A 17137-nucleotide genomic window follows, 5' to 3' on the forward strand; every position below is an offset into this window, starting at 1 on the left:
GTGAACGGAAACCTCTGAAGGCAATTGCGGGCGATTCCCTTTGTCGGCGCGAAGCTCTAAACTGTTCCGCATGACCGAATCAAAATCCATGATCCTCGGCTGCGCCGGGAAATCACTGACCCGCGACGAGATCCGTTTCTATCGCAACGAATGCCCGTGGGGCTTCATCCTGTTTGCGCGCAATATCGGCGAGACCGAGCAGATCCGCGATCTGGTCGCCGCGATGCGCGACTGCGTCGGGCGTGCGGATGCGCCGGTGTTCATCGACCAGGAGGGCGGCCGGGTGCAGCGCCTGCGGCCGCCGCTGGCGCCGAACTATCCGGCTGCCGGTGCACTCGGCGCCTTGTGGCGCGACGACCATGACGCCGGCACCCGTGCCGCATGGCTGATGGCGCGGCTGCATGCCTTCGACCTGCTGCGCTACGGAATCACGGCGGATTGCCTGCCGGTGCTCGACGTGCCGATCGAGGGCGCCAGCGACGTCATCGGCGCGCGCGCCTATGGAAAGGAGCCGCGCGCCGTCATCGAATTGGGTCGCGCCGCGGCGGAAGGCCTGATGGCGGGCGGCGTGCTGCCGGTGATGAAGCATATTCCCGGTCATGGAAGGGCCTTCGCCGATACGCATTTCGAACTGCCGACCGTCGACGCCTCGATCGGCGACTTGCAGCGGCATGATTTTGCCCCGTTCAGGGAGCTCAACCATTTGCCGATGGCGATGACGGCGCATGTCGTCTATAGCGCGATCGACCCGAAGAACCCGGCCACCACATCCGGCAAGGTCATCGAAAAGATCATCCGCGACGAAATCGGCTTCGACGGGCTGTTGATGAGCGACGACACCTCGATGAAGGCACTTTCTGGGGATTTCCCGTCAAAGGCGGCCGCTATCCTTGCGGCGGGCTGCGATCTGGTCCTTCACTGCAACGGCGTGTTCGAGGAGATGGCCGGCATTGCATCGCGCACGACCGGGCTGGAAGGCAAGTCGTTTGAACGCGCGGAGCGGGCGCTGACCTATATCAGGAACCGTGACGTGGCGGACGAGACCGAGATTCGGACCGAATTTGCCAGTTATTTCGACGCGGTGGCCTAGCATCAAAGGAAGCGAAGTGGCGGAAACATTGGACCTGAAGGCCGGCAAGGCCGCACCGATGGACCGCTTGTGGGCCGAGAACGACGATTCCCGGCTGACCGGCGATCCGGCGTTGGTCGTCGATGTGGCCGGCTTCGAAGGTCCTCTCGATCTTCTGCTGCATCTTGCCCGCAATCAGAAGGTCGACCTGTCGCGCATCTCGATCCTGGCGCTGGCCGAACAGTATCTGGCCTTCGTCGAGAAGGTGAGGGCGCTGAGACTGGAGCTTGCCGCCGACTATCTGGTGATGGCGGCGTGGCTGGCGTTTCTCAAGTCGAAGCTCCTGATCCCCAAGCAGCCCGGCGACGAAGGCGAAAGCGGCGAGGAACTGGCGGCGGTGCTGCAGTTCCGGCTGAAGCGGCTGGAGGCGATGCGCGACGCGGCGGCACGGCTGGTCAACCGCAACCGGCTCGGACGCGACGTGTTTGCACGCGGCATGCCGGAGATGGTCATCGTCGAGAAGCGCAATGCCTATTCGGCCTCGCTCTACGACCTGTTGACCGCCTATGCCCAGCAGCGCCAGAAGCAGGCAATAACCAATGTGACGATCGCCAGGCGCGGCGTGTGGTCGCTCAAGGATGCGCGCGACGTGCTGACCAGGCTGATCGGGTCGCTGCGCGACTGGACGGCGCTCGACAGTTTCCTGGTCGAATATCTGGCCGGCCCGGAAGAGCGGCGCACCGCGGTTGCCAGCTCGTTTGCGGCGACGCTGGAACTGGTGCGCGAAGGCAAGATGGAAATGCGGCAGGACCAGGTGTTCGCGCCGCTTTATCTGCGCGGCCGCGCCCAGGCCATCAAGATAGTCGAGGTAACACCATGAACGAACGCGCCAACGCTTCGGTCATTCCGTTCAAGGTCGACGACGACGCCGAGCAAGGCGCGGTCGCCGAAAACCCGGCACAAAATCAGGGGCAGAATTTGTCGCGGAATCCCGGCGAGCGGCTGCATATGGCGGAGGCCGTACGGATGGCCGAGGCGATCGTATTCGCCAGCGCCGAGCCGGTCAGCGAAAAACAGCTCACTTCGCGACTGCCCGACGGCATCAACATTGCCGCGGCAATGGCCGAACTGCAGCAGATCTATGCGCGGCGCGGCGTCAATCTGGTGCGCGTCGGCGATGCCTGGGCGTTTCGCACCGCCGGCGACCTCGCCTTCCTGATGAGCCGTGACACGGTGCAGCAGCGCAAGCTGTCCCGCGCCGCCCTCGAAGTGCTGGCGATCATCGCCTACCACCAGCCGGTAACGCGCGCCGAGATCGAGGACATCCGCGGCGTCGAGACGTCAAAGGGGACGCTCGACACGCTGATGGAGACCGAATGGGTGAGGATGCGCGGCCGGCGTCGCACGCCCGGCCGTCCCGTCACTTACGGCACGACCGACATTTTCCTCGACCATTTCGCACTGGAGGAGATACGCGATCTCCCCGGCATGGAGGAATTGAAGGGTGCCGGGCTGCTGTCCGGCCGCATGCCGTCGAATTTCTCGGTGCCGCTGCCGCCGGCCGACCCCGATGCGCTTACCGACGACGAGGATCCGCTGACCGACATCGACCTCGAAGAACTCGGCCTTTTGACGCCGCGCGTCACGGAAGATTGAGCCGAGCGCCATCTTAAAGCCACAGGCAGGATGGAACTGCGCCGATTGGTAGCGGGCCACCGTGCCGAAAGTGCGTGACTTCGGCGACTCATTCATGAACTCTGTCGCAGTTCTGTTTGAATCCGAACCCGAAAGCGCATAGATCAGCGTCTGGGAAACCGTTCGAGAGAGATTTGCTATGGGTTCATTTTCGATTTGGCACTGGATGATCGTTCTGGTGATCGTGCTGCTGGTGTTCGGCCGCGGCAAGATCCCCGAGTTGATGGGCGACATGGCCAAGGGCATCAAGAGCTTCAAGAAGGGCATGGCGGACGACGAGACTGCCGAGGACAAGCGTACCGTCGAACACCGTTCCGACGAAACCGTTTCGGTACCGAAGGAAAAGGCCAGCAAAAGCTGAGCCCAAAACTTTAGTCGGCCAAAACTTGAGTCGGAACGTATAGCCATGTTCGAAGTCGGCTGGACCGAGATGCTGGTGATCGCGATCGTCATGATCGTGGTCGTCGGGCCCAAGGATTTGCCCAACATGCTGCGCACCTTCGGCCGCACGACGGCGAAGCTGCGCGCCATGGCGTCCGATTTCCAGCGGCAGTTCAACGAAGCGTTGAAGGAAGCCGAGCTCGACGACGTCAAGAAGTCGGTCGATTCGCTGAGAAGCCTCAATCCGGCAGCCGAGATCAGGAAGCAGCTCAATCCATTCGAGCAGGCCGCCGCCGACGTCCGTTCCGGCGTCGACGCAGTGATGAAACCCAAGCCGGCCGTCGATGCCGCCGCTTCGACGGAGCAGGCGGCCGAGCCGCTTAAGAACGGCGCAACGACGATGCCGGGCGTCAGCCCGCCGGAGCCGACGCCGGCCACGCCGATCTTTCCGGCGATGACGGACGAGTCCGTCGTAGCGCCGGCAGTGCAGGCGCAAACGGCTGCAGCGGCCGTGCCGAAAAAAGCACCTGCGGCAAAGAAGAAGCCAGCGCCCGCAAAAGCCGCGGCCGCCGCGCCGGCCAAGCCGGCAAAGACTGCTGCGCCAAAGGCTGCCGCAAAAGCTGAGCAAAAAGCGCAGTCGTCAGCAGCGAAGAAGCCTGCGTCAGCAGCGAAGAAGCCGGCCGCCAGGAAAACGGCGGGAGCCGCCAAGTGAGCGTTTCGGACAAGGAAAAGGACGAGATAGAAAAATCGTCGGCTCCGCTGATGGAGCACCTGATCGAGTTGCGCCGGCGGCTGATCTGGTCGATCGGCGGTTTTTTTGTTGCCTTCCTGGTCTGCTTCTTTTTCGCCAAGCGGCTGTTCAACCTTCTGGTCGTTCCGTTCAGATGGGCGACCCAATGGGCCGGGCTCGACCCGCACAAGGTCGAGCTGATCTATACGGCGCCACAGGAGTTCTTCTTTACCCAGGTCAAGCTCGCCATGTTCGGCGGTATGGTCATCGCCTTTCCGCTGATCGCCACGCAGATCTACAAATTCATCGCGCCCGGCCTCTACAAAAACGAGCGCAACGCCTTCCTGCCGTTCCTGATCGCCTCGCCGATCCTGTTCCTGATGGGCGCATCGCTGGTCTATTTCTTCTTCACGCCGATGGTGATGTGGTTCTTCCTCGCCATGCAGCAGACCGGCACCAACGACCAGGTGCAGATTTCGCTGCTGCCGAAAGTGTCCGAATATCTCAGCCTGATCATGACGCTGATCTTCTCCTTCGGCCTGGTGTTCCAGCTGCCGGTGGTGACAAGCCTGATGACGCGGGTCGGCATGCTGTCGTCCACGGCCCTGGCCGAGAAGCGCAAATGGGCGATCGTCATCGCCTTCGTCGTGGCGGCGGTGCTGACGCCGCCCGACCCGATGAGCCAGATCGGCCTCGCCATTCCGACGATCCTGCTCTACGAGGTCTCGATCTGGTCGGCCCGGCTGATCGAACGCAGCAAGGAGCGCGACCGTGTGGCCCGCGAAAAGCAGGACGCCACCGAAGAGGTGGCCGAAAAGCCGGCGGACGCGTCTTCGACATAGGTTCGGTTGAAACGGGCAGCATTTTTTGCCGGCCATAGCAACTTTGTTCTTGCTTTGTGCCGGCAGCTATGCTACTAATTTAGGTATGGTGCCAATTGGCTCCAAAAACCCGCCTCTCGAGGCGGGTTTTTGTTTCCAGGGTTCTTTCGATCGAACGTTGCGCGTGCTGCCTACCTGAGGTCGGCGCGAAGGAACTCTGCCTTGACGTCTTGTATCGATGCGGTTTACGCCCTCTGGTCTTTGTTTTGGGCATTTCCTTGCCCCGAAACCGCCGTGCCGAGGACGAACAGACCATGCTTGACATCAAATGGATTCGCGACAACCCGAGGGCCCTTGTCGAAGCGCTCCAGAAGCGCTCGTGGTCGGCCGGGGATGCGCAGTCCACGGTCGACGACCTGATCGCCGCGGATGAGGCGCGGCGCGAGCATCTGACCGAGCTGCAGACCAGGCAGGAACGCCGCAACGCCGCATCGAAGGAGATCGGCAATGCCATGCGCTCGGGCGATGCAGCTCTTGCCGAAAGGCTGAAGGCCGAGGTCGGCGAGATCAAGGCCTTCATCCAGAATGGCGAGGCGCGCGAGCGCGAGCTCGACAAGGCGCTGAACGATGCGTTGGCAGTGCTGCCAAACGTGCCGTTCGACGATGTGCCGGTCGGCAAGGACGAGCACGACAACGTCGTCAAACGCGTCGTCGGCGAGGTGCCGACGCGGCCGAATTGGGTGAAGGAGCATTTCGAGATCGGCGAAGCGCTCGGCATGATGGATTTCGAGCGGGCAGCACGGCTTTCCGGCTCGCGCTTCATCGTGCTCAAAAGCGGCCTGGCGCGGATGGAACGCGCGCTCGGCCAGTTCATGCTGGATCTGCACACCACCGAGCACGGCTATGTAGAGATCCAGCCGCCGTTGATGGTGCGCGACGAGGTGCTTTTCGGGACCGGGCAACTGCCGAAATTCGAGGAGGATTTGTTCTTCGTTCGGCACGGGGACGGCAGGCTTGGCCTAATCCCAACCGCCGAAGTGCCGCTCACCAATCTCGTTCGCGACGAGATCACGCCGCACGAACAACTGCCGCTGCGCTATACGGCGCTGACGCCGTGCTTCCGCTCCGAGGCGGGCTCGGCCGGGCGCGACACGCGCGGCATGCTGCGCCAGCACCAGTTCTACAAGGTCGAGCTGGTGTCGATCACCGACCAGGAGACTTCGGTTGCCGAGCATGAGCGCATGACCGAATGCGCCGAGGAGGTGCTGAAGCGGCTCGGCCTGCCGTTCCGCACCATGACGCTGTGCACCGGCGACATGGGCTTTGGCGCGCGCAAGACCTACGACATCGAGGTCTGGCTGCCCGGCCAGAATGCCTATCGCGAGATATCGTCGTGCTCGGTATGCGGCGATTTCCAGGCGCGGCGCATGGACGCCCGCTACAAGGACAAGGACGGCAAGGGCAACCGCTTCGTCCACACGCTGAACGGTTCGGGCACCGCCGTCGGCCGTGCGCTCATTGCCGTCATCGAAAATTATCAGAACGAGGACGGCAGCGTAACCATTCCTGAAGCGCTTCGGCCTTACATGGGCGGTCTGGAAAAGATCGAATCGAAATAATGCGCATCCTTCTGACCAACGACGACGGCATCCATGCCGAGGGCCTTGCATCACTCGAACGCATCGCGCGCACGCTGTCGGACGACGTCTGGGTGGTGGCACCGGAACAGGATCAGTCCGGCTATGCGCATTCGCTGTCGATCTCGGAGCCGCTGCGGCTCAGGAAAATCGGCGAAAAGCACTTTGCGGTGCGCGGAACGCCGACCGACTGTGTCATCATGGGCGTGAAGAAGATCCTGCCCGCAGCGCCTGACCTGATCCTGTCCGGCGTCAATTCCGGCGCCAACATCGCCGACGACGTCACCTATTCGGGCACGGTCGCCGGCGCCATGGAAGGCGCGCTGCTCGGCGTGCGATCGATCGCCATCAGCCAGGCCTATTCCTATGTCGGCGAGGACCGCGTCGTTCCCTACGAGACCACCGAAGCGCTGGCGCCGGCCCTGCTCGAAAAGCTCGTCGCCATGCCGTTGCCGGACGGCGTGCTGCTCAACGTCAATTTTCCGAACTGTGCGCCGGAAGAGATCGCCGGAACTGTAGTCACTTCGCAGGGCAAGCTGGTCCACAGCCTGTGGGTCGACGAGCGGCGCGACGGGCGCGGCCTGCCTTACTACTGGCTGCGCTTCGGCCGCGAGCCAGTCGAGGGCAAGCAAGGCACCGACCTCAATGCCTTGCGCAATCGGCTGGTGTCGGTGACGCCGCTGCAGCTCGATCTCACCGCGCATGAAATCCGCGATCAACTGGCCAAGGCGCTCGCATGAACTTGAACCACGCTGCAACGGTCGACGAGCGCGAAGGTTTCGCTGCCTTCCTGCTTCGCCTGCGCGGCAGGGGGACGGTGCCGAAGGCGCTTATCGCCGCCTTCGAGGCGACGCCGCGGCGCGGCTTTCTGTCTCCGCATTTCCACTCGATAGCCTGGTCGGACCGTATGCTGCCGATCGAATGCGGCGAGGCCATCGAAGGCGCCGACCTGCAGGCGGCGGTGATCGCGGCACTTGCCATCGAGCCGGGCAACCGGGTGCTCGAGATCGGCACCGGGTCCGGCTACACGGCGGCGGTGATGTCGCGGCTTGCCGCGCGGATCGTCACCATCGACCGTTACAAGACGCTGGCCGAACAAGCCCGGCAGCGGCTCGAGGCGCTCGCCATCGGCAATGTCATCGTGCGCCAGGCGGACGGTTCCAACGGGCTGGCCAACGAAGCGCCGTTCGACCGCATCGTCGCCTGGGCGGCCTTCGACAGCCTACCGCGCTTCCTGCTCGACCAATTGTCGAGCGGCGGCATCGTCATCGCGCCGATCGGACCCGACGAAGGCGAGCAGGTGCTGGCCAAGCTGACCAAGGTCGGCAGCCGCTTCGAACGCGAGGATATCGGCCTGGTGCGCCTGCAGCCGATCCTGCACGGTGTCGCCGCGGTGATCTGATTCCGGGTACATCGCGCCGCTTGGGGATCAGCCGAAGCCTGTCGTTTCGTCATCCTAGGACGACGAAGTTGAGAGCCTTCCTCGAATATTTTAAGAAAATTTGCGTCTGATTCTACAGGTTTAACCGACCGGTAACATTAACGCGCTTTAATCACACTCAGTTGTACCGGGTCTGTGCGGGTTAGTGCGATGCAATTCAGTGTTTTGAAGGCAAACGGACGCAATCTGGCGCGTGGCTGCGCCGTCCTCATGATCGCAGGCGCTGCGACGGGGTGTAGTTCCCAGGTGGCGCGGTTCAACAGCGTCGATGACGTGTTCACCGCCTCGACCAACAACCAGCGCGCCATCATCGACAAGCAGGATGCTGCCCAGCCCTATCCGGGCGATGTTGCGGCCGCGCCGGTCGACGGCAGCCACACCCAGTCGGTCAGCCGCTCAAGCCTCGAACCGGTTACGGCGCAGCAGTTGCCACCGCCGGCTCCCGCCCTGGCACCCGCCGCCCGCCCGGTGCGTACCGCTGCCGCGCCGGCGATGGCGCCTGCCGCTCCTCGTGTCGACAGGACGGCAACCGGCACCGTCGCTCCGGCGGCAAGGCCGTTCAAGAACGCCGAGCCCGACGCGCCGCGCATGGCGACGGCCGCCGGCGCACCGCATGCAACCGAGATCGTCGTCAAGGACGGCGAGACCATTTCCGGCCTGTCTCGGCGCTACGGCGTGCCGGCCGATGCCATCATGAAAGTCAACGGGCTGAGCGCGACCAAGGGGCTGAAGACCGGCCAGAAGCTCGTCATCCCGGCCTATGCGTATTCGAGCAACGGCGCCACGCCGAAAGTCGCCGACGCCAAGCCCGCGAACGGCACCAGGCACGACCAGCCGGCCGACGCGCCGGAGAAGGTGGCCGTGCTGCCGCAGCAACCGAAGCTCAGGGAAGGCAAGTCTGCCGCGCAGGTGGACGCCTCGGCTGCCGCGAGCCAGCCGAAGGATGGAAAGGCCGCGCCCAAAGTGGCTTCGGCGACGGCCAAGCCAGCCGGTGCCGGCGGCACCTACACGGTTCAGCAAGGCGATACGCTGTCGGCCATCGCCAGAAAGACCGGCGTCGGCGTCGTCGCGTTGAAGCAGGCGAACGGCATGCAGGATGGACTGCTCAAGATCGGCCAGACCCTGAAAGTGCCGGCAGGCGGAACCGCTGTTGTCGCCGGTGCGAAGCCGGCAAAGGTCGATCCGGTGACGACGGCCACCACCCAGCCGCCTGCCAAGGCCACGCCGACGCAGACGCTCGCCTCCTACACGCCGCCAAAGAAGGACGCGAAAGTCATCCAGCAGGCCGAGGACGACGATGCGGTGGCGCCGGACGCAACGGGCATCGGCAAGATGCGCTGGCCGGTGCGCGGTCGCGTGATCTCAAGCTTCGGCGGCGGCAAGGACGGCGTCGACATTGCCGTGCCCGAGGGGACGCCGGTCAAGGCAGCTGAAAACGGCGTCGTCATCTATGCCGGTGACGGCCTCAAGGAATTCGGCAACACGGTGCTGGTGCGGCACGAAAACGGTCTGGTCACCGTCTACGGCCACACCAGCTCGATCGAGGTGCAGCGCGGCCAGAAGGTCAAGCGCGGCCAGGAAATCGCCCTGTCCGGCATGAGCGGCACCACCGACTCGCCGAAACTGCATTTCGAAGTGCGCAAGAACTCGGCGCCGGTCGATCCTTCGACCTATCTCGAATAGACGACGAAAGCGATTTGCGGGCCACCTGACCTTCAGCCCGGCGAGGAAGTCCGCTCCGCAAGGTGCGGGCTTCTTCTGTTGTTAGTCGTTGAGCGGCTAATCCTTGAGCGGCTTGCCGAGCCGGCCTGCCAGATCCTGGGTGAACTGCCAGGCGACGCGGCCCGAACGGCTGCCGCGCGTCGTCGCCCATTCCAGCGCCTCGGCGCGCAGCATCTCGGGATCGATGGCGAGATCGTGATGGCGGACATAGCCGTCGATCATATCGAGATATTCGTCCTGCGAACATTTGTGGAAGCCAAGCCACAGGCCGAAACGGTCCGACAGCGAAACCTTTTCCTCGACCGCTTCGGACGGATTGATCGCCGTCGAGCGCTCATTGTCGATCATGTCGCGCGGCAACAGATGCCGCCGGTTCGAGGTGGCGTAGAAGATGACGTTGGCCGGGCGGCCCTCGACGCCGCCCTCAAGCGCTGCCTTCAGCGATTTATAGGACGTGTCGTCATGGTCGAATGACAGGTCGTCGCAGAACAGGATGAAGCGGAAGGGTGCTGCCTTCAGCAGGCCCATCAGCTTCGGCAGCGTGTCGATGTCTTCGCGATGGATCTCGATAAGCTTGAGCGGCAGATCGAGCTTGGCCGAAGCGTTGACCGCGGCGTGCACCGCCTTGACCAGCGACGATTTGCCCATGCCGCGCGCGCCCCACAACAGCACGTTGTTGGCGGCATAGCCTGACGCGAAGCGCTCGGTGTTGTCGACCAATATGTCGCGGACGCGGTCGACCCCGCGGATCAGGCCGATGTCGACGCGGTTGACCTTGAGCACCGGCTCCAGATAGCCGGGATCGGCCTGCCAGACGAAGCAATCGGCCTCGCCCAGGTCGGTTTGCGGCACCGGCGGCGGGGCGAGGCGGGCGACCGCCTCGATCAGGCGGTCGAGCTTCTGGCTCAGGGTATCGATGGTGCTGTCGGTCATCTCTTGTCTTTTTTGTCTCGCGTTCAGGATGGTGCGGCAGGCCAACCTACCTGATTTCAGCGGTTTCGAAACTCGTCCCAAGCATTTGTTCGGGCATGATCTTTTGCGGAAACCGAGCGTCGCTTTTGGGGATCACCCTCTAACACGGCTCACCAGGCTGGAAAAGCAGCCGATTTGCCCGGCGGCGCAGTTGCATTGGCAACGTTACGGACTATATTCCGGCCAAATTTGGCGGGGCCGTCAAATTCCCAGAACGGTTAAGGCGGCTGTTTTTAAAATTCAGGAGTACCTCGATGTTCGTGACACCGGCATACGCCCAAGGCATCGGCGGGGACTCGTCCGCAATGTTTATCCAGATCGTGCCGTTTGCTCTGATTTTCGTGATCATGTATTTTCTGATCATCCGGCCGCAGCGCACGCAGCTGAAGAAGCGCGGCGAGATGCTGGCGGCGGTTCGTCGCGGCGATACCGTTGTCACCGGCGGCGGCTTGGTCGGCAAGGTGACCAAGGTGATCGACGATAACGAGCTGGAGATCGACCTTGGCGGCGGCACCAAGGTGACGGCGCTGCGCTCGACGATCGCCGACGTGCGCGTCAAGGGCGAGCCGGTGGCAAACCAGAACGCCAAGAAATAACCGAATTGAAGGCGGAACGCAGCCGCTTGTACGCCTGAACGGACGATAACCAATGCTCTATTTCTCGCGCTTCAAGATGATCCTGATCTGGCTGGCCGTAGCCGCCACGGTGGTCCTCGCTGCGCCCAATCTTTTCTCGGCAAGCACGTTGGCCCAACTGCCCAGTTGGGTGCCGAAGCGGCAGATGACGCTCGGCCTCGACCTGCAGGGCGGCTCGCACATCCTGCTCAGGATGGATCCGAACGATCTGATCAAGGATCGGCTTGAGACGACGCGCGACGAAATCAGGACGCTGCTGCGCGATGCCAAGATCGGCTATACCGGCCTTGCCGGGTCGGGGCGCACGGTGCAGGTCCGCATCACCGATCCCGCACAGATCGACGCCGCCAAGAACGCACTGAAGCCGTTGACCAATCCGGTGGCGGCCGGCCTGTTCAGCGGCGGGTCCATCCAGGAGATGACCCTGGATGATTCCGAGGCCGGCCTGCTTAAATTCACCGTCACCGATGCCGGCATCAAATACCGTACGTCGACGGCGCTGACCCAGTCGATCGAGGTTGTCAGCCGTCGTGTCAACGAACTGGGAACGACCGAGCCGATCGTGCAGCGGCAAGGCGACGACCGCATCCTTGTGCAGGTGCCTGGTTTGCAGGACCCGCAACGGCTGAAGGAAATTCTCGGCCAGACCGCCAAGCTGACCTTCCAGATGGTCGACCAATCGATGCCGGTGCAGGATGCGCTGAACGGCCGTCCGCCGCCGGGATCCTCGGTGCTGTATTCGCAGGACGATCCGCCGGTTCCGTATCTGATCGAGAACCGCGTCATCGTTTCGGGTGAAAACCTCGTCGATGCCCAGGCGACGTTCAACTCGCAGACCAATGAGCCGGTGGTTTCGTTCCGCTTCGATTCCAAGGGGGCGCAGCGGTTCGGCCAGGCGACAGCGCAGAATGTCGGCAAGCTGTTTGCCATCATCCTCGACAATCAGGTGATTTCGGCGCCGCGGATCAACGAACCGATCCCTGGCGGTTCCGGTCAGATATCGGGGAATTTCACTGCCGAGAGCGCCAACGATCTCGCCGTGCTGCTGCGCGCCGGCGCCTTGCCGGCGACGCTCACCGTGATCGAGGAGCGCACGGTTGGCCCTGGCCTCGGCCAGGACTCCATCCATGCCGGCAAGGTCGCCGGCATCATCGGCTCGATCCTGGTCGTGGCGTTCATGTTCGTCGCCTACGGTTTCCTCGGCTTCCTCGCCAACATCGCGCTGGCGGTGCATGTCGCGATGATCGTCGGGCTGCTGTCGCTGCTTGGCGCGACGCTGACCTTGCCGGGTATCGCCGGTATCGTGCTGACCATCGGCATGGCGGTCGATTCGAACGTGCTGATCTATGAGCGTATTCGCGAGGAGCGACGTGCCGGCCGCTCGGTGATCCAGGCGATCGATACCGGCTTCAGCAAGGCGCTGGCGACCATCGTCGATTCCAACGTCACTTCGCTGATTGCCACCGTGGTCCTGTTCTACCTCGGCACCGGGCCGGTGAAGGGTTTTGCCGTCACCTATGCCATCGGCATCCTGACCACGGTCTTCACCGCCTTCACCTTCACCCGCCTGCTGGTGTCGATCTGGCTTCGCCGGGCCCGTCCGAAGGAGTTGCCACGCGCGCCGGTGACCTTCATTCCGCCGGGAACGAAAATTCCGTTCATGGGCATCCGCCGCTGGACGTTCACACTGTCGAGCGTGCTTTCGGTGCTGTCGGTCATCGGCTTCATGACCATCGACATCAATTACGGCATCGATTTCAAGGGCGGCTCGCTGATCGAGGTGCAGTCGAAGGCCGGCAATGCCGATCTGGCCGACATCCGCGGCAGGCTGACGGAACTCAATATCGGCGAGGTGCAGGTTCAGCAATTCGGCGAGCCGAACGACGTGCTGATCCGCGTCGGTACCCAGGAGGGCGGCGAGAATGCCGAGCAGACCGTCATCGACAAGGTGCGCGGCGAGCTGCAGGACCAGTATGATTTTCGCCGCGTCGAAGTGGTCGGGCCGACGGTCTCGGGCGAGCTTGCCAAGCAAGGCACCATTGCCATGCTGGTCGCGCTGCTCGGCATCCTGATCTATGTCTGGTTCCGCTTCGAATGGCAGTTCGCGGTCGGCGCCATCGTTGCGACCGTTCACGACGTGGTCATGACGATCGGCTTCTTCGTCCTCACCGGCCTCGAATTCAACCAGTCGTCGCTGGCGGCGATCCTTACCATCATCGGTTATTCGCTCAACGATACGATTGTCGTCTATGACCGCGTTCGCGAGGATCTGCGAAAATACAAGCGAATGCCGCTGCCGCAATTGCTGAACAACGCCATCAACGAGACGCTGTCGAGGACGACGCTGACCTCGGTGACGACGATCCTGGCGCTGCTGGCGCTGGTGCTGTTCGGCGGCGAGGTGATCCGCTCGTTCACCATGGCCATGCTGTTCGGCGTCGTGTTCGGCACCTATTCGTCGATCTTTATCGCCGCGCCACTGCTTATCCTGTTCAAGCTGCGACCGCAGGCCACAGCGTCGGACGAGGAAAAGCCGGTGGGCGGCGGCAAAGCCATAGCCACCTGACGGCTTGCCTCAAAAGTGGTCAAGGGCATCGTCATCCGCGAGGCGCATTTCCCCGGCCGCGCACCGATCGAGGCTTACGGCAACGGCGGCTTCCGTTTTGCCGACATGTCGCATCGCGGCTCGCTGCTGTGCCTGCCTTCGGGCATCTATGGCTGGGAGCCGGCCGATCCGCTGGCGCTCACGGCAGCGGATTTCGCCAAGCTGTTCAACGAGGCCGACAAGGTCGAGATCCTGCTGGTCGGCAGCGGCAAGGATCTGAGGCCGTTGCCGGCCGCGCTGCGTGCCGCGCTGAAGGATGCCGGCATTTCCGCCGATCCGATGTCGACCGGGGCGGCTGTGCGGACCTACAATGTGCTGCTGGCTGAAGACCGCGCGGTGGCCGCAGCACTCATCGCCGTCGACTGACGTGGCCGAAAACACCAAACTCGTCATGGAGACGGTGCGCGCCGCTGATCATGACCGCTACCTGACCGCGCTCTACGCGCCCGAAGACAAGCGGGACGCGCTGTTTTCGCTCTATGCCTTCAACGCCGAAATTGCCGGCATACGCGACCGCATCCACGAGGCGCTGCCGGGCGAGGTGCGGCTGCAATGGTGGCGAGACGTTATCGCAGCCGAAGAGGATGGGGCTGAGGTCGGCCATCCCGTGGCGGACGCGCTGAAGGCGACTATTTCCGCCCACCATCTGCCCAAGGCCGCTTTCGACAACATGCTCGAAACGCGCATCTTCGATCTCTATGACGACCCGATGCCGTCGCGCACCGACCTCGAAGGCTATTGCGGCGAGACTGCCGCCGCGCTCATCCAGCTTGCGGCGATCGTGCTCGATCCGGTCCAAGCACCACGCTTTGCCGAACTTGCCGGCAGGGCAGGTTGTGCGCAGGCGATGACCGGTCTCCTGCTTCTGCTGCCGCTGCATCGCAAGCGGGGACAGTGCTTTGTCCCGGCCGATATTTTGGCGGCGGCGGGATCGTCGCCGCAAGAGTTTGTTACAGGTGACGGCGGCCCGGGCGCGGAACGCGCCGTTGCCGCGATGATCGCGCTGGCACGGGAACATCTTTCCGCCTTCGAGCAGGGGGCGTCCGTTTTGCCGGTTTCATTGCGCCCGGCGTTTCTGCCGCTGGCTCTTTCGGGCGCCTATCTCGACAAGATGGAGCGCGCCCGTCGCTCGCCTGTCAAGGAGGTGGCGCGGCTCTCTGTCTTGCGCCGGCATTGGCTCTTGTTCCGGCGCGTGACGCGGGGCTGGCCAGTCGCATAGAGGCTGCCGCGTAGCCAACCCGATCGTTATTCCGCCGCTTCCGCCCGAAAAGGCAGCCCCAGCCATTCGCGGCAGTCGGCGAGCGCGCGCGATGTCACCGCGTGCCGCTTGGCGACCGTCTTGTCCTTGCCACGCAGACGCTTGCCTTCGATCTTCGGCGCGTCCACCGGCGGGAACAGGCCGAAATTGACGTTCATCGGCTGGAAGGAGCGCTTTCCCGGCTCATCGTCGGAGACAATATGGCCGCCGGTGATGTGGTTGAGCAAGGCGCCGAAGGCGGTGGTCAAGGGCGGCAGCGACGGCGCATGGCCAAGCCTTTCGGCGGCTGCAAAGCGCCCGGCGAGCAGGCCGATGGCGGCGCTCTCGACGTAGCCCTCGCAGCCAGTGATCTGGCCGGCAAAGCGCAGGCCGGGTCGCGACTTCAACTGCAGCGACGCGTCGAGCAGAGTCGGCGAATTGATGTAGGTGTTGCGGTGCAGGCCGCCGAGGCGGGCGAACTCGGCGTTTTCCAGCCCGGGGATGGTGCGGAATATGCGCACCTGCTCGGCGTGCTTCAGCTTGGTCTGGAAGCCGACCATATTGTAGAGCGTACCCAGCGCGTTGTCCTGCCGGAGCTGGACGACGGCATACGCCTTTACAGACGGATCATGCGCATTGGTCAGCCCCATCGGCTTCATCGGCCCGTAGCGCAATGTCTCGACGCCGCGCTCGGCCATCACCTCAATCGGCAGGCAGCCGTCGAAATAGGGCGTGCCTTCCCATTGCTTGAATTCGGTCTTCTGGCCGTCGACCAGCGCCTGCACGAAGGCAAGGTACTGCTCCTTGTCCATCGGGCAGTTGATGTAATCCTTGCCGGTGCCGCCGGGACCGACCTTGTCGTAGCGCGACTGGAACCAGCAGATATCCATGTCGATCGTGTCGAAATGGACGATCGGCGCGATGGCATCGAAGAAGGCGAGCGCGTCGGCGCCGGTCACTTCGGCGATCGATTGGGCGAGCGAAGGCGCCGTCAGCGGGCCGGTGGCAACGATCGCCTGGTCCCACTCCGCCGACGGCAGGCCGGGCACTTCCTCGCGACGAATGGTGATGAGCGGGTGCGCTTCGAGCTTTCTGGTGACCGCTTCGGAAAATCCGTCGCGGTCGACGGCCAGCGCTCCGCCGGCCGGCACCTGATGCGCGTCGCCGGCGCTCATGATCAGCGAACCGGCCAGCCGCATTTCGGCGTGCAGCAGGCCGACGGCATTGGTTTGCGCATCGTCGGAGCGGAAGGAGTTGGAACAGACGAGTTCGGCCAGCCCGTCGGTCTTGTGCGCGTCGGTACCGCGGACGGGACGCATTTCATGCAGGACAACGGGAATGCCGGCTTCGGCCGCCTGCCAGGCGGCTTCGGAGCCGGCGAGACCGCCGCCGATAACGTGAATGGGGTTCTTGTCCATGAGCGCCGAAATAGTCGCTTGGCGCAAGGATTGCAATTGCCACGCGGGAGAATGGCTGACGGGGGAAGCCGCCCCAAAACAACAACACCCGCCGGGGGAGGAGGTCCGGCGGGTGTCGTTTTGTTGGTCGATCCTCGGGAGGAGGTGAAGATCGACCGTATTCGTCATCGCCGGGGAGGAGGTCGGCTTTGACGAAATTCCTTTCGCCATTTGAAAGGGTGCGAAACCCTTTTTAGAAACAGCGCCCGCCGGGGGAGGAGGTCCGGCGGGCGCCGTTTTTGTGGTCAACCCTCGGGAGGAGGTGAAGGCTGACCGTATCCGTCAGGGTCGGGGAGGAGGTCGACCCTGGCGAAATTCTTGTGGTTAGATCGCCCTGCGAGCGACCATCTTGATCTCGTCGCGGACGATGCCGAGATCGTTGAGCTGGCGGTTCGACAGGCGACCCAGCTCGGTAACCGTCTCGCGGTAGACGCGCCAGTTACGATAGTTGCGGATCAGGTTCATTGTCGTTCTCTTTTCAAAACTGGTTCGGGCCATTTGCGGCCCGAAGGATTAGACCGCCTTGCGGGCGACGTAGTGAATGTCGCTGCGGCTGATGCCGAGATCGGTCAGTTCACGGGTGCTCAGGCGGCTCAGCTCGGACACGGTGTCCCTATAGCGGCGCCAGTTGCGATAGTTGCGGATCAGGTTCATGGTAGTCTCGTTTCGTCTTTCTTTCGGATCATTCCGTCTTTGTGTGCACCGTGAAAATAGGTGGGGTCATATCGATTTAAA

Annotated in this window: 18 protein-coding genes; 14 read left to right on the forward strand and 4 right to left on the reverse strand. The window is 63.3% G+C overall.

The genetic code is table 11. From position 1 onward, the window contains the following. The first annotated feature begins 70 nt into the window (after window positions 1-70). From nagZ to NKJ81_RS04360, 10 genes are all read left to right on the forward strand, one after another. Window positions 71-1090 (forward strand): beta-N-acetylhexosaminidase, encoded by a 1020-nt coding sequence (gene nagZ, locus NKJ81_RS04315; RefSeq protein ID WP_352539739.1) that lies wholly within the window; start codon window positions 71-73, stop codon window positions 1088-1090. 58 nt (window positions 1091-1148) lie between these two features. After that, entirely contained in the window at window positions 1149-1949 is an 801-nt protein-coding gene (locus NKJ81_RS04320; protein WP_023678931.1) for a segregation and condensation protein A, read from the forward strand. After that, on the forward strand, window positions 1946-2725 hold the full coding sequence (scpB, locus tag NKJ81_RS04325) for an SMC-Scp complex subunit ScpB (RefSeq protein ID WP_352470421.1): 780 nt from the start codon (window positions 1946-1948) through the stop codon (window positions 2723-2725). Before NKJ81_RS04320 ends, scpB begins: the two co-directional genes overlap by 4 nt. Window positions 2726-2903: 178 nt before the next feature. Then, window positions 2904-3125 (forward strand): twin-arginine translocase TatA/TatE family subunit, encoded by a 222-nt coding sequence (locus NKJ81_RS04330; RefSeq protein WP_023678929.1) that lies wholly within the window; start codon window positions 2904-2906, stop codon window positions 3123-3125. Window positions 3126-3170: 45 nt separating this feature from the next. Beyond that, entirely contained in the window at window positions 3171-3857 is a 687-nt protein-coding gene (gene tatB / locus NKJ81_RS04335; protein ID WP_352539740.1) for a Sec-independent protein translocase protein TatB, read from the forward strand. Further along, window positions 3854-4717 carry a twin-arginine translocase subunit TatC gene (gene tatC, locus NKJ81_RS04340; protein ID WP_352539741.1) on the forward strand — a complete coding sequence of 288 codons (864 nt, stop codon included), beginning with the start codon at window positions 3854-3856 and terminating at the stop codon, window positions 4715-4717. The genes tatB and tatC overlap by 4 nt, the downstream gene beginning before the upstream one ends. A gap of 293 nt (window positions 4718-5010) precedes the next feature. After that, window positions 5011-6315, forward strand: coding sequence for a serine--tRNA ligase (gene serS, locus NKJ81_RS04345; RefSeq protein ID WP_352539742.1), 1305 nt, complete (start codon window positions 5011-5013; stop codon window positions 6313-6315). Beyond that, window positions 6315-7073, forward strand: coding sequence for a 5'/3'-nucleotidase SurE (gene surE, locus NKJ81_RS04350; RefSeq protein ID WP_352539743.1), 759 nt, complete (start codon window positions 6315-6317; stop codon window positions 7071-7073). The genes serS and surE overlap by 1 nt, the downstream gene beginning before the upstream one ends. Next, on the forward strand, window positions 7070-7735 hold the full coding sequence (locus NKJ81_RS04355; protein ID WP_352500868.1) for a protein-L-isoaspartate(D-aspartate) O-methyltransferase: 666 nt from the start codon (window positions 7070-7072) through the stop codon (window positions 7733-7735). Before surE ends, NKJ81_RS04355 begins: the two co-directional genes overlap by 4 nt. Window positions 7736-7924: 189 nt before the next feature. Beyond that, window positions 7925-9457, forward strand: a complete 1533-nt coding sequence (locus NKJ81_RS04360; RefSeq protein ID WP_352539744.1) for a peptidoglycan DD-metalloendopeptidase family protein — start codon at window positions 7925-7927, stop codon at window positions 9455-9457. A gap of 96 nt (window positions 9458-9553) precedes the next feature. Here NKJ81_RS04360 and NKJ81_RS04365 read toward each other — a convergent pair whose 3' ends face one another. Continuing rightward, entirely contained in the window at window positions 9554-10429 is an 876-nt protein-coding gene (locus NKJ81_RS04365) for an ATP-binding protein (RefSeq protein WP_352539745.1), read from the reverse strand. Between the two features lie 293 nt (window positions 10430-10722). On the opposite strand from NKJ81_RS04365, the gene yajC reads away from it, so the two are divergent. Genes yajC through NKJ81_RS04385 form a run of 4 tightly spaced genes read left to right on the forward strand, consistent with a single transcriptional unit; the run spans window position 10723 to window position 14927 of the window. Further along, on the forward strand, window positions 10723-11064 hold the full coding sequence (yajC, locus tag NKJ81_RS04370; protein ID WP_352451381.1) for a preprotein translocase subunit YajC: 342 nt from the start codon (window positions 10723-10725) through the stop codon (window positions 11062-11064). 52 nt (window positions 11065-11116) lie between these two features. Continuing rightward, on the forward strand, window positions 11117-13669 hold the full coding sequence (gene secDF / locus NKJ81_RS04375; RefSeq protein WP_352470433.1) for a protein translocase subunit SecDF: 2553 nt from the start codon (window positions 11117-11119) through the stop codon (window positions 13667-13669). Between the two features lie 15 nt (window positions 13670-13684). After that, window positions 13685-14074, forward strand: a complete 390-nt coding sequence (locus tag NKJ81_RS04380; RefSeq protein ID WP_352539746.1) for an Mth938-like domain-containing protein — start codon at window positions 13685-13687, stop codon at window positions 14072-14074. 25 nt (window positions 14075-14099) lie between these two features. Next, window positions 14100-14927, forward strand: coding sequence for a phytoene/squalene synthase family protein (locus tag NKJ81_RS04385; RefSeq protein ID WP_502904270.1), 828 nt, complete (start codon window positions 14100-14102; stop codon window positions 14925-14927). Window positions 14928-14953: 26 nt separating this feature from the next. On the opposite strand, the gene trmFO is transcribed toward NKJ81_RS04385, so the two are convergent. The 3 genes from trmFO to NKJ81_RS04400 all read right to left on the reverse strand — a co-directional run bounded on the left by trmFO (window position 14954) and on the right by NKJ81_RS04400 (window position 17056). Further along, window positions 14954-16363, reverse strand: a complete 1410-nt coding sequence (gene trmFO, locus NKJ81_RS04390; protein ID WP_352539748.1) for a methylenetetrahydrofolate--tRNA-(uracil(54)-C(5))-methyltransferase (FADH(2)-oxidizing) TrmFO — start codon at window positions 16361-16363, stop codon at window positions 14954-14956. 363 nt (window positions 16364-16726) lie between these two features. Next, on the reverse strand, window positions 16727-16867 hold the full coding sequence (locus tag NKJ81_RS04395; protein WP_023678914.1) for a DUF1127 domain-containing protein: 141 nt from the start codon (window positions 16865-16867) through the stop codon (window positions 16727-16729). Window positions 16868-16915: 48 nt separating this feature from the next. Further along, window positions 16916-17056: a DUF1127 domain-containing protein gene (locus NKJ81_RS04400; RefSeq protein WP_091596947.1), complete on the reverse strand. Its 141-nt coding sequence runs from the start codon at window positions 17054-17056 to the stop codon at window positions 16916-16918. Window positions 17057-17137 lie beyond the last annotated feature (81 nt).

Source organism: Mesorhizobium sp. M0018, from assembly GCF_040323955.1.
Lineage (GTDB): Bacteria > Pseudomonadota > Alphaproteobacteria > Rhizobiales > Rhizobiaceae > Mesorhizobium.